Below are 14,062 nucleotides of genomic sequence, written 5' to 3' on the forward strand. Positions count from 1 at the left end.
CGTGTCGGCGCGCTGGGCTAGTGGGCGCTCGGGGCGGGGGGGCCCGTCCCCCCCCCCCCCCCCCCCCCACGACCATGCCGGCCGGTGTGCGCGGACTGGTGATCAGCGGCCGGCCGTCGTGCAGAAAGCGGTCGTGCAGAAAGCGGCCGGTCAGAGGGCGATGCCGAGCAGGGCGTCGGTCAGGTCCTTGACCAGGCCGGGCTGCTGCGGCCCGCCCTCGGCCAGCGCCCGCTCGGCCCAGGCGTCGATCGCGGCCAGCGCGCCCGGCGAGTCGAGATCGTCGGCCATCCGCTCGCGGACCTCGGCCAGCAGCTCCTCCGCGCGCGGCACGCCCTGCAGGGCGACGGCCGAGCGCCACAGCGCGAGCCGGCGCTCGGCGGCGGCGAGCTGGCCGGGCGTGTACTCCCAGTCCTCCCGGTAGTGGTGGGCCAGCAGGACGAGCCGCACGGCCATCGGGTCGTGCTGCTGCCGCAGCCGGCTGACGAAGACCAGGTTGCCCTTGGACTTCGACATCTTCTCGCCGTCGAGCGCCACCATGCCCGCGTGCGTGTAGAACTTGGCGAACGGCCACTCCCCCGTCGCCGCGTGCCCCTCGGAGGCGCCGCACTCGTGGTGCGGGAAGATCAGGTCGGACCCGCCGCCCGCCACGTCGTAGCCGGGGCCCAGGTTGCGCAGCGCGATCGCGGTGCACTCGATGTGCCAGCCGGGACGCCCCCGGCCCAGGCTCGACTCCCAGGCCGGCTCGCCGGGCCGCTCGGCCCGCCACAGCAGCCAGTCGAGCGGGTGCCGCTTGCCGGGCCGGTCGGGGTCGCCGCCGCGCTCGGCGGACAGGGCCAGCATCTCGGCCTCGTCGTAGCCCGACACCTGGCCGAACTTGGGGGCGTCGGCCACCTTGAAGTAGACGTCGCCGTCGAGGTCGTAGGTGCAGCCCTTGGCGGCCAGCTCGGTGATCAGGTCGGCGACGTGGCCCACGACCTCGGTGACGCCGACGTACTCGCGCGGCGGCAGGATGCGCAGGGCCTCCATGTCGGTGCGGAACAGCTCGATCTCGCGCTCGGCCAGTTCCTGCCAGTCGATGCCGGTCTGGGCGGCCCGCTCCAGCAGCGGGTCGTCCACGTCGGTGGCGTTCTGGGTGTAGTGGACCTCGTGCCCGGCGTCCCGCCACATCCGGCCCACCAGGTCGAAGGCGTGGTAGGTGTTGGCATGGCCGAGGTGGGTGGCGTCGTAGGGGGTGATCCCGCAGACGTACATCCGGGCGGTGGGGCCGGGATCGGTCTGCCGCACCTGCCTCGTCGTCGTGTCGTAGAGACGCAGCGGAATGCTCTCACCTGGGAGCTTGGGGATGTTCTGGGCAGACCACGATCTCATGCCTTTGAGCCTATCCGTGCCGTAAGGTCCGTGAACTCGTAGGCGGTGTCGTGCTGCGCCAGGGTGACCCGCATCACCGACAGCGAGGCGTAGACGCGGCCGTCGGGCAGGGTGTTGCGCACCAGGAGGGCGTCCGGCCGGTCGGAGTGCGCGCCGGTGATCAGCTCCGCCCAGTCGGGCGCGCTCGCGAAGCGCGGCAGGTGGGCCCGTACGCGGCCGGCGTCCGGGTCGAGGCCGGTGTTGACGACCATGCTGGTGCCCTCGGGCAGGGCGGAGGCGGTGAGGCGGTCACCGTCCCAGCTGAACAGCCGCACGCCGGACAGGTCGGCGAGCACGAGGTGGAAGGGGTCGTAGCGGGTCAGGTCGACGTCCGGGACGTCGCCCGTGGACACCGCGATCAGGGCCAGGTCGCCGCGGGAGACCCTGGTGGTCTCGGGGGCCTGCCTGCCGTGGCCGTTGAGGAGGGCGGCGGCGCGGCGGGCGGACGGGGAGACGGCCATCCAGGTGCCGCCGCCCTTGAGGTCACGGCCGCCGATCACCCCGGGATGCTCGGGCCAGTGCTCCCCGGGCGCCTCCCAGGGGCGGTCGGCGAGCTCGTCCCGCACGCCCATGAGGGTCAGCGGCTCCCCGGTTCTCACGATCAGCGTGCACATGCGGCAAAGGGTATAAAACCCCCGCCAGTCCTCAGATAGGGGGCCAGGGAACGGCCGGCCACCCTTCCGACGGGTACGGATGCACGCCGGTGTCCAGCAGCCGCCTGACCCGCCGCCAGGTGGCCTCCACCTCGGCCAGCGTGAGCAGCTCGCGCAGCCGCCGCCCCAGCGAGCCCGACTCCAGGTCGCGCTCCAGCTTGGCCAGCACCGCCACCGCCTCGCGCGCCAGCGGCTTGCCCCGCCACTGCCACAGCACGGTACGCAGTTTGTCCTCGACCGAGAAGCAGACGCCGTGGTCGACGCCGTAGACGTGCCCGGTGGGCAGCGGCAGCAGGTGACCGCCCTTGCGGTCGGCGTTGTTGACCACCGCGTCGAACACCGCCATCCGGCGCACCACCGGGTTGCGGCTCTTGACCAGCCGCATCAGGTCGATCTCGCGCTCGGTGTCGATCCACAGCTGGCACATGCCGGGCCCGAACGGGCCCTCGCGGTAGACGGTCGGCGGCACGATGCGCCAGCCGGTCGCCTGGGAGACCTCGTAGGCGGCCACCTCGCGGGCGGCGAGGGTGCCGTCGGGGAAGTCCCACAGGGGGCGCTCGCCGCGGACGGGCTTGTAGACGCAGGCGGCGCTGCGGCCGCCCAGCTTGATCGAGCAGTAGAGGGTCATGTTGGTGGCCTCGACCAGGCGGCCGGCCACCTCCAGGCGCCCGTCGCGCAGCAGCGTGAGCGCCTCCTCCTCCTGCATGATCGGACCTTGCGGCGGCTTGACGGCCGGTTCGCTCTCAGGAGCGGTCATGAAGCCGCCTCACCCCCGCGGTAGCCGTTGAGTCGGACGCAGACATGGCCTTCGGCGTCGAGCGGCTGCCCGCACAGGGGGCAGGGAGGCCGGCCCGCCGCCACGATCTGGAGCGCCCTGCGGGTGAAGGCACGGGCGGCGCCGGCGCTGATCCGCACCCGCAGCACGGCGGGGTCGGGGCCGTCGAGGTCCTCCTCGTCGATGACCTCCTGCGCCTCGATCACCACCTGGGACTTGTCGTCGTCCCAGGCCAGCGCCATGGTGCCGACCCGGAAGTCCTCCGCGACCGGCACGTCGAGGGGGGCGTCGTCGGCCAGGTCGGCCGGAGCCAGCGCGGGCACGTGCGCGGTGCCCCCGCTGAGCCGCAGAACCTCGTCGAGCAGCTCGTCGAGCCTGCCCGCGAGCGCAGCCACCTGCAGCTTCTCCAGCGCCACGGTGGTCAGTCTGCCCTCGGCCCTGGCCTGCAGAAAAAAGACCCGCGCGCCCGGCTGCCCCAGGGCGCCGGCGACGAACCTCTCCGGTGGGTCGTAGTCGAAGACCGGCATAGCCTGACCTTACGTGGTCCCGGGTCCACCGCCGACGGCGGCATCGCTCCCGGTGATGTTTTCTCCCCCGTCTTTCTCCTCCGAATCCTCGGGCAACCGCAATTCCCCCATATCGTTAATCCTGAGAACAAAGGGACGCAAGGGGGCATAGCGAATCACGGTGAGGGCCGCAGGATCGGCTGTTATCCGCTGAAAATGATCGAGGTGCAGCCCCAGAGCGTCCGCCACGATCGCCTTGATGACGTCTCCGTGGGTGCACGCCAGGTAGACACCCTTCAACCCGAGGCGTCGATTCCACTCCCGGACCGCGGCGACCGCCCGATGTTGCATATCGGCCAGCGACTCCCCTTCCGGAAATGTCACCGCACTCGGATGCGCCTGCACGGTCTGCCAGAGCGGCTCCCGCGCGAGCTCCTTGAGCGGGCGGCCCGTCCAGGTGCCGTAGCCGCACTCGATCAGCCGCTCGTCGAGGACCACGTCCGCCCCGCGGCCCTTGGCGACGGCCTCGGCGGTCTCGCGGCAGCGTTCCAGCGGGCTGGAGACGACGGCGTCGAGCCGGACCCCGGCGATGCGGCCGGCCAGCGCCTCGGCCTGCGCCCGCCCGGCCTCGCTCAGGTGCACCCCCGGGGTGCGCCCGGCCAGCACCGGCCCGGTGAGGTCGGTCAGCCCGTGGCGGGCCAGCAGAAGGGTGGTCACACCAGCAAGTGTCGCAGGCGCGGATCACCATGTTTCACGCACCTGCGAGAAAACTTCGCATCCACCCGCCGCCACGCTCCTCACCAGGCAGGACATTGGAGCGGCGGACTGGCGGGCGAGCCCGTTCTTGGTAACCTGGCGGGATCATGGAGCAGCGCTATGTCGGCCGCAGCGGCCTGTCGGTGTCCCGGCTGGGGCTCGGCACGATGACCTGGGGCCGTGACACCGACCCGGAGGAGGCGGCCGCCCAGCTCCGTTCGTTCGTCGACGCGGGCGGCACCCTCGTCGACACCGCCGACGTCTACACCGGGGGCGACTCCGAGCGGCTGCTCGGCCGCATGCTGCGCGACTCCGTGCCGCGCTCGGAGCTGGTGATCTCCACCAAGGCCGTGGTCACCCCGACCGGCCGCCGGCCGCGCGACGCCTCCAGGCGCCACCTGATCGCCGCCGTCGACGAGTCGCTCAACCGGCTCGGCCTCGACTACGTCGACCTGTGGCAGCTCCACACCTACGACGCCGAGGTGCCGCTGGAGGAGACCCTGGCCGCCCTCGACGCGATCGTCTCCTCCGGCCGGGCCGTCTACGCCGGCGTGTGCGACTACGCGGGCTGGCAGCTCGCCGCCGCCGCGGTCACCCAGAAGTCGGTCCCCGGCCGCATCCCGATCACCTCGGCCCAGGTCGAGTACTCGTTGCTGGCCCGCGAGCCCGAGCGCGAGCTGCTGCCCGCCGCCGCCCACCTCGACGTCGGCGTGCTGGCCTGGTCGCCGCTCGGCCGGGGCGTGCTGACCGGCAAGTACCGCACCGGCATCCCGGCCGACTCCCGCGCCGCGACGCCGCACTTCGCCGACTTCGTCCGGCCCTATCTCGACGAGCGCGGCCGCAGCGTGGTCGAGTCGGTCACCACCGCCGCCGACGGGCTCGGCGTCTCGCCGCTGGCGGTGGCCTTGTCGTGGGTGCGCGACCAGCCCGGGGTGGCCTCGGCGATCGTCGGCGCCCGCACCCACACGCAGCTCAAAGGGATTCTGTCGGCCGAGGACGTCGTGCTCCCGATCGAGATCCGGGAGGCGCTCGATGACGTGTCCTCGCTCGACTGACGACGAACGAGAATCCAACTCGCGTATCACTAGTCGATACCGAATCGCAACTTTACCGGGAAAAAGCCTGCGTCTGACGGGCCTTGTCCATAAGGATTTCCTCCTGAAGCGACACAGGAGGGGACGGATGGGGAGCAGGACCGCGATCTCGGCCGGGGTGCTCGCGGTGGCGCTGGCGGCGATCCCGGTGGGGGCGCCGGCCGCTTCCGCCGCCGTCCAGGGCTGCCCGGGCGAGGGCGGCCTGCTCTCGGGCGTCACCGACACGCTGTGCGACGTCGTCGGCGCGCTCACGGGCACGGTCGACGAGGTGACCGGCGGCAAGGCCGACCCGGTGACCAAGGGCGTCGACAAGGCCACCGGCGAGGTGCTCGGCACCGTCGGCGACGCCGTGCCGACCGGCAGGCCCGCCAAGCCGTCCCGGTCGGACCGCCCCTCCCCCAGCCCCAGCCACAGCGACCTGGTGCCCGAGACGCTGAAGGACGTATGCCTGCCGGTGCTGGCCTGCGACGACCAGGGCGTGCTCCCGTCGCTGACGGCCTCCCCCACCCCGACGGCCTCACCCGGAACCGGAACCGAGACCGAGACCGAACGCAGCCGGGGCGACCGGCCGCGCGAGCGCGAGACCGACGAGGCCACCGCGCCGCTGCCGACGCAGCCGCCCACGCCGCCGCAGCACCAGCCGTACACGCTGGACGACGAGCGGCCGGTCACCGCCGAGGAGCCGACCGCCGATCCCGACGACTCGCGGGTGGAGCTGCTGTGGCCCAACCCGTTCGGGCGCGAGCTGGCCGTGCCGCTGCGCGACCAGCGGGTGGTGCGGCCCAGCCCGCCGGCTCACGACGTGCTGGGCACGGTGCTGACGATCGTGCTGCTGGGGTCGGCGGTGCTGGCCACCCGGATCGTGCAGCAGCGGCGGCACCGGGCCGAGCCGAGCGAGTCGATCCCGTTCGAGCCGGCCCCGGCGGGCGGCAGCGGCAGGCACCGCCTGGCGTGAGGCGCGCTCAGCCGCCGATCGCGTGCGCGCCGCCGTCGACGTGCACGATCTCGCCGGTGGTGGCGGGGAACCAGTCGGACATGAGCGCCACGCACGCCTTGGCGGCCGGGACGGTGTCGGTGAGGTCCCAGCCCAGCGGCGAGCGCTCGGGCCAGCTCTCCTCGAACTCCTTGAAGCCCGGGATCGACTTGGCGGCCATCGTGCGCAGCGGCCCGGCCGAGACCAGGTTGACCCGGATGTTGTGCTTGCCCAGGTCGCGGGCGAGGTAGCGGCTGCACGACTCCAGGCCGGCCTTGGCCACGCCCATCCAGTCGTAGACCGGCCACGCCTTGGAGGCGTCGAAGTCGAGGCCGACGACCGCGCCGCCCTCCTTCATCAGCGGCAGGCAGGCCACGGCCAGCGACTTGAACGAGTACGTGGAGACCTGCAGGGCGGTGGCGACGTCCTCCCACGGCGTGTTGAGGAAGTTGCCGCCGAGGGCGCTCTGCGGCGCGAAGCCGATGGAGTGCACGACGCCGTCGAGCCCGTCGACGTGCTCGCCCACGCGGGCGGCCAGCGTGTCGAGCTGGTCGGTGTCCTGGACGTCGAGCTCCAGCACCGGCGGGGTCTGGGGCAGCCGCTTGGCGATGCGCTCGACCAGGCTCAGCCGGCCGAACCCGGTGAGCACCACCGTGGCGCCCTCCTCCTGGGCCAGCTTGGCCACCGAGAAGGCGATGGAGGCGTCGGTGAGCACGCCGGTCACGAGGATCCGCTTGCCTTCGAGAATTCCCACGTCAGTGCCCCATTCCGAGTCCGCCGTCGACCGGGATCACGGCCCCGGTGATGTACGAGGCGTCGTCGCCGGCCAGGAAGCGGACGACGCGCGCGATCTCCGCGGGGGCGGCCTGCCGCCCGAGCGGGATGTTCTTGACGATGGCCTCCTGGTCGAGGCCGGCCGTCATGTCGGTGGCCACGAAGCCGGGCGCGACCACGTTGACGGTGATGTTGCGCGAGCCGTACTCGCGGGCCAGGGAGCGGGCGAAGCCGACCAGGCCGGCCTTGGAGGCGGCGTAGTTGGCCTGGCCCGCCTGGCCGGACAGGCCGACCACCGAGGAGATGAGGATGATGCGGCCGCGCTTGATCTTCATCATGGGCCTGATGGCGCGCTTGGCCACGCGGTAGGCCCCGGTCAGGTTGGCGTCGATGACGTCGGTGAAGGTCTCCTCCTTCATCATCGCCAGCAGGGTGTCCTTGGTGATGCCCGCGTTGGAGACGAGGACCTCGACCGGCCCCTGCTCGGCCTCGACCTTGTCGAAGGCGGCCTCGACCTCGGCCGTGCTGGTGACGTCGCAGCGGACGCCGAACAGACCCTCCGGCGGCTCCCCCGATCGGTAGGTGACCGCGACGGCGTCGCCGGCCGCGGCGAGTTCACGGGCGATCGCGAGGCCGATGCCGCGATTGCCTCCGGTGACGAGTACAGAGCGTGCCATGGCATCTGACGCTATCTCTTACTTGCGAGTATCCGCTTGTCCGGGTGGCACAAGATCACAGGGTTAGGATCGTGGACATGCGCCAGATCGATCCCGATTTCCTGGAACTGCCGCTGCGGCAGCTCGCGGACGCGGCCCTGCAACGCGCCCGCGACCTCGGCGCCGAGCACGCCGACTTCCGGCTCGAACGCGTCAGGGCCGAGACGCTGCGCCTGTACGACGCCCGCCTCGAAGGCGCGCTCGACGCCGACGACCTCGGCTACGCGGTCCGTGTCGTCAAGGGTGGCACATGGGGGTTCGCGGCCGGCATCCACCTGACCCCGCAGGCCGCCGCGGCGGTGGCCGAGCAGGCGGTGCGGGTGGCCGAGGTGAGCGCGCCGGTCAACCGGGAGCCCATCGAGCTGGCGCCGGAGCCGGTGCACGCCGACGCGGTGTGGGTCTCCGACTACGACGTCGACCCGTTCGAGGTGCCCTCCGCCGACAAGGTGGGGCTGCTGGCCGACTGGTCGGCGGGGCTGCTCAAGGGCGCCGACCACGTCTCGGCGCGGCTGTTGCAGGTCAAGGAGCAGAAGTTCTACGCCGACACCGCGGGCACCGTGACCACGCAGCAGCGCGTGCGGGTGCATCCGTCGCTCAACGCGATGAAGGCGCACGAGGGCGGCTTCGACGACATGTCCACGATCGCGCCGCCGGTCGGCCGCGGCTACGAGTACCTGACCGGCACGGGCTGGGACTGGCCGGCCGAGCTGGGCCGGCTGCCCGAGCTGCTGGCCGAGAAGCTGGCCGCGCCCTCGGTCGAGGCGGGCGACTACGACCTGGTGATCGATCCGTCCAACCTGTGGCTGACGATCCACGAGTCGATCGGCCACGCCACCGAGCTCGACCGCGCGCTGGGCTACGAGGCCGCCTACGCCGGCACCAGCTTCGCCACCTTCGACCAGCTCGGCGAGCTGGTCTACGGCTCGCCGCTGATGAACGTCACCGGCGACCGCACGGTCACCCACGGCCTGGCCACGGTCGGCTACGACGACGAGGGCGTGCGGGGGCAGAGCTTCGACATCGTCAAGGACGGCGTGCTGGTGGGCTACCAGCTCGACCGGCGGATGGCGCTGATGAAGGGGTTCGGGCGCTCCAACGGGTGCGCGTTCGCCGACTCCCCCGGCCACATGCCGATCCAGCGCATGGCGAACGTGTCGCTGGCCGCCGCGCCCGGCGGGCCCTCCACCGAGGAGCTGATCGCGGGCGTGGAGCGCGGCCTGTACATCGTGGGCGACAAGAGCTGGTCGATCGACATGCAGCGCTACAACTTCCAGTTCACCGGGCAGCGGGCGTACCGGATCTCGCACGGGAAGCTGGCCGGGCAGGTCAGAGACTTCGCCTACCAGGCCACCACGACCGATTTCTGGCAGTCGATGGACGGCGTCGGCGGGCCGGGCACGTACGTGCTGGGCGGCGCCTTCAACTGCGGCAAGGGCCAGCCGGGGCAGGTCGCGCCGGTCAGCCACGGATGCCCGTCGGCGCTGTTCAGGGGCGTGCGCGTGCTCAACACGGTGCAGGAGGGCGGCAAGTGACTACTCCGCAGGAGATGGTGGAGAGGGCTCTGGAGCTCTCCGCGAACGACGGCTGCGTGGTGCTGGTGGACGAGGGCTCCACGGCCAACCTGCGCTTCGCGGGCAACACGCTGACCACCAACGGCGTGGCCCGCTCGTCCCGGCTGACCGTGATCTCGGTGGCCGGGCAGGGCGTGGGCGTGGTCTCGCGCTCGGCCGTGCGCCCCGACCAGCTCCCCGACGTGGTCGCGGCGGCCGACCGGGCGGCCCGCGAGGCCCGGCCCGCCGAGGACGCCCGCCCGCTGGTCGAGGGCGGCCCGGCCGCGCCCGGCTGGGACGACGAGGTGCGGCCGACCGACATCGGGGTGTTCGAGCGGTTCGCGCCCGCGCTCGGCGAGGCGTTCTCGGCCGCCGAGTCCGGCGACAGGAAGCTCTACGGCTTCGCCGAGCACTCCCTCACCTCCACCTTCCTCGGCACCTCCACCGGCGTGCGGCTGCGGCACGACCAGCCGACCGGCCGCCTGGAGCTCAACGCCAAGTCCGGCGACCTGAAGCGGTCGGCCTGGACCGGCGTGTTCACCGAGGACTTCGCCGACGTCGACGTGGCCGCGCTCGGCGCCTCGCTGGCCCAGCGCCTGGAGTGGGCCAAGACCCGGGTCGACCTGCCCGCGGGCCGCTACGAGACGCTGCTGCCGCCGAGCGCGGTGGCCGACCTGATGATCTACCTGTACTGGTCCTCGGGCGCCAGGGACGCGCTCGACGGCCGCTCGGTGTTCTCCGGGCCGGGCGGCGGCACGCGGGTGGGCGAGCAGCTCGCCACGCTGCCGATCACGCTGTCCAGCGATCCCCGGGCCGCGGGCATCTCGTGCGCGCCGTTCGTCACCGCGCACGCCTCCAGCCGCGACAGCTCGGTGTTCGACAACGGCCTGCCGCTGGCCTCCACCGACTGGATCAGGGACGGCCGGCTGGAGTCGCTGCTCCAGACGCGCTACTCGGCCGAGCTGAGCGGGCTGCCGGTGACGCCCGGCGTCGACAACCTGATCATGTCCGGCCCGGCGGAGGGCGCCCGGTCGCTGGCGGAGATGATCGCCTCCACCCGGCGCGGGCTGCTCGTCACCTGCCTGTGGTACATCCGCGCGGTCGATCCGCAGACGCTGCTGGTCACGGGCCTCACCCGCGACGGCGTCTACCTGGTGGAGCACGGCGAGGTCGTCGGCGAGGTGAACAACTTCCGGTTCAACGAGAGCCCGGTCGACCTGCTCGGGCGCGTCACGGAGGTGGGGGCGGCCGAGCGCACGCTGCCCCGCGAGTGGAACGACTACTTCCAGCGCACGGTGATGCCGCCGCTGCGGGTGCCGGACTTCAACATGTCGACGGTCAGCCAGGCGAGCTGACCCGGCCGTACACCAGAGCCGTACCGCAGGGCCGTACCTCACGGCCGCGCGCGCCCGCCGTCCCGCGATCGAGCGGGGCGGCGGGCGTCGTCGTGCCGGCCGCCGTCCGGGCCCCAGCGGGCCGCAGGGCGGGCCGGGGCAGGGAACGGGTGTCAGTGTGCCGGGGCGCCGGCCCCGGGCCGTCCGGGGACGGTCAGGAGTCCTCCAGGCGGAAGCCCACCTTCATGCCCACCTGGTAGTGCGCGATCTCGCCTCCGTCGAGGTGGCCGCGGATCTCGGTGACCTCGAACCAGTCCAGGTGGCGCAGGGTCTGCGAGGCCCGCTGGAGGCCGTTGCGGATGGCCTGGTCAAGGCTCTCCCCCGACGTGCCGACTATCTCAGTGACCCGATACGTTCGATCCGTCATCTCCCCATCCTCCTTACTCGAAGGCCATGATCGCATGACCCTCCTCATCGCCCGGCCGCGCCGTCGCGCCCTGCCCGTACGAGGTCTACCGTGGAAGGTATGAAGGGGTGGCGCAAGAAGCCGGACGTCCACCAGGTCACCGACGCCAGACCCTCGCTGACGGCGGACATCCGCAAGCGTGAGGTCGCCTACCTGATCAAGATGGGCATCCGGACGATCTGCCTGATCCTGGCGGTCGTGGTGCCGGTGCCGTGGCCCTACCGGCTGCTGTTCATCGCCGGGGCAGTGTTTTTGCCATACATTGCCGTAATCGGGGCCAATGAGCGCAGCGAGGGCGCGCCGCCGCCCGACTTTCAGTCCCCCGAGGCTAACCAAACCGAGATACCGCTGCATCGACGCGAGATCGGGTCGTGACTAAGTCTTGACGCATCCCATGGGTTGTAGGTGTACGCTTTAGGCAAGCGCTCCGGTCCCCCGTCGGAGTGCTGGTGCCGGCGTTCCGGGCCCCCGTCGGAACGCCGATGAAGCGACGCCGGGTGGTTTGCCCCCGTAACCACCCGGCGTCGCCCTTTTCCTGGCCAACCCTTTGCATTGGACGATCAGTCCCCCGCGCCGGCCGGAGTCCGATAGGACCGCTTTCCCGAAATCGTTTACACCGCCCTCCTCCTCGTAATTCTCAGGAAATCTGGAGGAAGCGGCCGGCTTGACTTCAAGAGTTCGTTCGAGTGTCAGCCGTCAGTCAGCGTCTCGGTGGTCGCCTGCTCCCAGTTCTTCGCCAATGTGACCAGTCTGGCCACGGCGTCCTCAGGGGCGCTGCCCGCACCCTGGGCCAGCCCGAGCAGGTAGGCGGTGAGCGGCGCGGCGGGCCTGGCCACCCCGTGGGCGACCTCCTTGGTCAGGTCGAGGACCAGGTCGCGGTCCACCCGGGCGGGGTCGACGCCCAGCTCCCTGCACACCAGCGCCGTCCACTCGGCGAGTACGTTCATGCGAGCCTCCTTCAGGTCGTCCATCGTGTCGCAGTCGAACCACGGCCGGCCCGGCGAGGCCAGCCGCGTTCCGGTCAGGGGGCCGAGCAGGCCCTTGAGGGAACGCCCTGGGTAGGCGGTGAGCGCCGCCCGCAGCTCCGGCACCGGCCAGGCGCCGACGAGCCACTGCTCGCGGCCGTCGTCGTCGACCATGACCGCCCCCGCGCCGGGACGGGCCGCCGCCAGCAGCTCCCGCACGTGCGCGGCCGTCAGGAACGGCAGGTCGCCGGCGAGCAGCACCAGCCACGGCGCCTCGACCTCGCGCAGCCCGGCGGCCAGCGCGGGGACGGGCCCGCCGCCCGGCGGGTCCTCCCGCGTGAACACGACCCCGGGCAGCTTCCGGGGCGGCCCGACGACGACCGTGCGGCGCGCGCAGGACGCCGCCGCGACCACCCGCTCGACCAGCGGACGGCCGCCGACGGCCAGGCCGGGCTTGTCGGCGCCGCCCAGGCGGCGGGCCGCTCCCCCGGCCAGGATCACCGCGTCGAACGGCATCGTCAGCCGCCGATGGCCGACATCGGCCTGGCCGGCTGGAGGAAGGACGGGTCGTCGATGCCGTGCCCGGCGCGCTTGCGGGCGACGGCGGCGACCCAGCGGGCGGCCAGGTCGTCGTCGGAGGCGCCCGCGCGCATGGCGGTCTTGAGATCGGACTCCTCGGTGGCGAACAGGCAGTTGCGCACCTGGCCGTCGGCGGTGAGCCGGACCCGGTCGCAGGCGCCGCAGAACGGGCGCGTCACCGAGCCGATCACGCCGACCCGGGCCGGGCCGCCGCCGACCAGGAACCGCTCGGCCGGGGCGCTGCCGCGCCGCTCCAGGTCGTCGGGGGTCAGGTCGAAGGCGGCCGAGAGGCGTTCGAGGATCTCGTCGGCGGTGATCATGCCTTCGCGGGTCCAGCCGTGCTGGGCGTCGAGCGGCATCTGCTCGATGAAGCGCAGCTCGTAGCCGCGCTCCAGGCAGAAGCGCAGCAGCGGCACGGCCTCGTGGTCGTTGACGCCGCGCATGAGCACCGCGTTGACCTTGACCGGGCGCAGGCCCGCCGCGTCGGCGGCGGCCAGCCCCGCGATGACGTCGGCGTGCCGGTCGCGGTGGGCGAGCTGCTTGAACGTGGCCGGGTCGAGCGTGTCGAGTGAGACGTTGACCCGGTCGAGGCCGGCCCGCGCCAGCGGCTCGGCCACCCGGGCCAGGCCGATGCCGTTGGTGGTCAGCAGCACCTGGGGACGCGGGTCGAGGGCGGTGGTGCGGGCGACGATGTCGACCAGCTCGCGCCGCAGCAGCGGCTCGCCGCCGGTGTAGCGCACCTCGGTGATGCCCAGCCGCTCGACGCCGACGCGCACCAGCCGGACGATCTCGTCGGCCGTCAGCAGCTGGGCGTTGGGCAGCCAGTCGAGCCCTTCGGGCGGCATGCAGTACGTGCAGCGCAGGTTGCACTTGTCCGTGAGGGACACCCGCAGATCCGTGGCCACCCGTCCGAACGAGTCTCGCAACATGGGGCGTCACCTCCTGTCCGTTTCACCAGAGAGCCAGAGAGCCAGACTACGACGGGTGTCGCGCGGCGCTCAAAACCGCCTCTCCCCGGCAGGCAACGCGCCGCGCCGGTGATCGATTCCGGGGGCCGCCGGGACGGGACCGTCAGGGGTGGGCGGCGTGCCAGGACTCGCGGGCGTCGATGAGCTCCGACAGGTGCTGCCTGGACCACTCGCAGCCGGCCGCCATGGGCGCGAGCAGACTGCGGCCGAGGGGGGTCAGCGCGTACTCGACGCGGGGCGGGATCTCGGCGTAGGCCGTGCGGGTGAGCAGGCCGTCGCGTTCCATGGCGCGCAGGGACTCGGTGAGGACCTTCGGGGTGATGCCGCGCAGCGGGACCTGCAGCTCGGTGAAGCGCCTCGGGCCCTGCTCCAGACAGCGGATGATCTTGGCGGTCCACTTGTCGCCGACGCGGACGGGGGCGACGTGGACACAGGCGGCGAACATGTCGGGGTCAAGGGGTTCGGCCATGCCGTCCATGCTAGGCGGCGGGGGCTCACTATCGTTGCGGGAAGTGACCATCGGGCGTCTACCGTCTGCCGGGCGCG

At 72.3% G+C, this 14,062-nt stretch carries 16 protein-coding genes; 5 read left to right on the plus strand and 11 right to left on the minus strand.

Annotated features, from left to right (window positions below; translation table 11 throughout):
• Nucleotides 1–150 precede the first annotated feature (150 nt).
• From mshC to ABT158_RS41930, 5 genes are read right to left on the minus strand one after another with little or no spacing between them, the layout of a single operon-like run.
• Nucleotides 151–1,368 (minus strand): cysteine--1-D-myo-inosityl 2-amino-2-deoxy-alpha-D-glucopyranoside ligase, encoded by a 1,218-nt coding sequence (gene mshC / locus ABT158_RS41910; protein ID WP_352363405.1) that lies wholly within the window; start codon nt 1,366–1,368, stop codon nt 151–153.
• A complete protein-coding gene (locus tag ABT158_RS41915) occupies nt 1,365–2,021 on the minus strand; it encodes an NRDE family protein (RefSeq protein WP_352363407.1) in 657 nt (218 codons plus the stop codon). The genes mshC and ABT158_RS41915 overlap by 4 nt, the downstream gene beginning before the upstream one ends.
• A 31-nt stretch (nt 2,022–2,052) precedes the next feature.
• The gene (locus ABT158_RS41920; RefSeq protein ID WP_352327876.1) at nt 2,053–2,817 is read right to left on the minus strand and encodes an SCO1664 family protein; all 765 of its coding nucleotides are present in this window, start codon (nt 2,815–2,817) and stop codon (nt 2,053–2,055) included.
• Entirely contained in the window at nt 2,814–3,362 is a 549-nt protein-coding gene (locus tag ABT158_RS41925) for a DUF3090 domain-containing protein (RefSeq protein WP_352363409.1), read from the minus strand. The genes ABT158_RS41920 and ABT158_RS41925 overlap by 4 nt, the downstream gene beginning before the upstream one ends.
• 9 nt (nt 3,363–3,371) lie before the next feature.
• Nucleotides 3,372–4,058 carry a histidine phosphatase family protein gene (locus ABT158_RS41930; RefSeq protein WP_352363411.1) on the minus strand — a complete coding sequence of 229 codons (687 nt, stop codon included), beginning with the start codon at nt 4,056–4,058 and terminating at the stop codon, nt 3,372–3,374.
• 146 nt (nt 4,059–4,204) lie between these two features.
• On the opposite strand from ABT158_RS41930, the gene ABT158_RS41935 reads away from it, so the two are divergent.
• Both ABT158_RS41935 and ABT158_RS41940 read left to right on the plus strand, forming a co-directional pair.
• Nucleotides 4,205–5,152, plus strand: a complete 948-nt coding sequence (locus ABT158_RS41935; protein WP_352363413.1) for an aldo/keto reductase — start codon at nt 4,205–4,207, stop codon at nt 5,150–5,152.
• A 127-nt stretch (nt 5,153–5,279) separates the two neighbouring features.
• Nucleotides 5,280–6,146, plus strand: a complete 867-nt coding sequence (locus ABT158_RS41940) for a hypothetical protein (protein WP_352363415.1) — start codon at nt 5,280–5,282, stop codon at nt 6,144–6,146.
• Between the two features lie 7 nt (nt 6,147–6,153).
• On the opposite strand, the gene fabI is transcribed toward ABT158_RS41940, so the two are convergent.
• Nucleotides 6,154–6,918, minus strand: a complete 765-nt coding sequence (gene fabI / locus ABT158_RS41945) for an enoyl-ACP reductase FabI (protein WP_352327881.1) — start codon at nt 6,916–6,918, stop codon at nt 6,154–6,156.
• Nucleotide 6,919: 1 nt separating this feature from the next.
• Nucleotides 6,920–7,615, minus strand: a complete 696-nt coding sequence (locus ABT158_RS41950) for a beta-ketoacyl-ACP reductase (RefSeq protein WP_352363417.1) — start codon at nt 7,613–7,615, stop codon at nt 6,920–6,922.
• 77 nt (nt 7,616–7,692) lie between these two features.
• Between ABT158_RS41950 and ABT158_RS41955 the strand changes: the two genes are divergently transcribed.
• A complete protein-coding gene (locus tag ABT158_RS41955; RefSeq protein WP_352327883.1) occupies nt 7,693–9,186 on the plus strand; it encodes a TldD/PmbA family protein in 1,494 nt (497 codons plus the stop codon).
• A gap of 14 nt (nt 9,187–9,200) precedes the next feature.
• Nucleotides 9,201–10,559, plus strand: a complete 1,359-nt coding sequence (locus tag ABT158_RS41960) for a metallopeptidase TldD-related protein (protein ID WP_352363557.1) — start codon at nt 9,201–9,203, stop codon at nt 10,557–10,559.
• A 193-nt stretch (nt 10,560–10,752) separates the two neighbouring features.
• On the opposite strand, the gene ABT158_RS41965 is transcribed toward ABT158_RS41960, so the two are convergent.
• The gene (locus ABT158_RS41965) at nt 10,753–10,965 is read right to left on the minus strand and encodes a dodecin (protein WP_125642491.1); all 213 of its coding nucleotides are present in this window, start codon (nt 10,963–10,965) and stop codon (nt 10,753–10,755) included.
• A gap of 99 nt (nt 10,966–11,064) precedes the next feature.
• Between ABT158_RS41965 and ABT158_RS41970 the strand changes: the two genes are divergently transcribed.
• Nucleotides 11,065–11,379, plus strand: coding sequence for a DUF3099 domain-containing protein (locus ABT158_RS41970; RefSeq protein WP_352331545.1), 315 nt, complete (start codon nt 11,065–11,067; stop codon nt 11,377–11,379).
• A gap of 314 nt (nt 11,380–11,693) precedes the next feature.
• Here the strand turns inward: ABT158_RS41970 and ABT158_RS41975 are convergent, their stop codons facing one another.
• From ABT158_RS41975 to ABT158_RS41985, 3 genes are all read right to left on the minus strand, one after another.
• Nucleotides 11,694–12,485 (minus strand): NTP transferase domain-containing protein, encoded by a 792-nt coding sequence (locus tag ABT158_RS41975; protein ID WP_352363419.1) that lies wholly within the window; start codon nt 12,483–12,485, stop codon nt 11,694–11,696.
• 2 nt (nt 12,486–12,487) lie between these two features.
• Nucleotides 12,488–13,477 carry a GTP 3',8-cyclase MoaA gene (moaA, locus tag ABT158_RS41980; RefSeq protein ID WP_352363421.1) on the minus strand — a complete coding sequence of 330 codons (990 nt, stop codon included), beginning with the start codon at nt 13,475–13,477 and terminating at the stop codon, nt 12,488–12,490.
• Between the two features lie 142 nt (nt 13,478–13,619).
• Complete coding sequence (locus tag ABT158_RS41985) at nt 13,620–13,985, minus strand: winged helix-turn-helix transcriptional regulator (protein ID WP_352363423.1); 366 nt, start codon at nt 13,983–13,985, stop codon at nt 13,620–13,622.
• Between the last annotated feature and the right edge of the window lie 77 nt (nt 13,986–14,062).

Source organism: Nonomuraea sp. NPDC001636 (assembly GCF_040298265.1).
In the GTDB taxonomy this organism is placed as follows: Bacteria; Actinomycetota; Actinomycetes; order Streptosporangiales; family Streptosporangiaceae; genus Nonomuraea.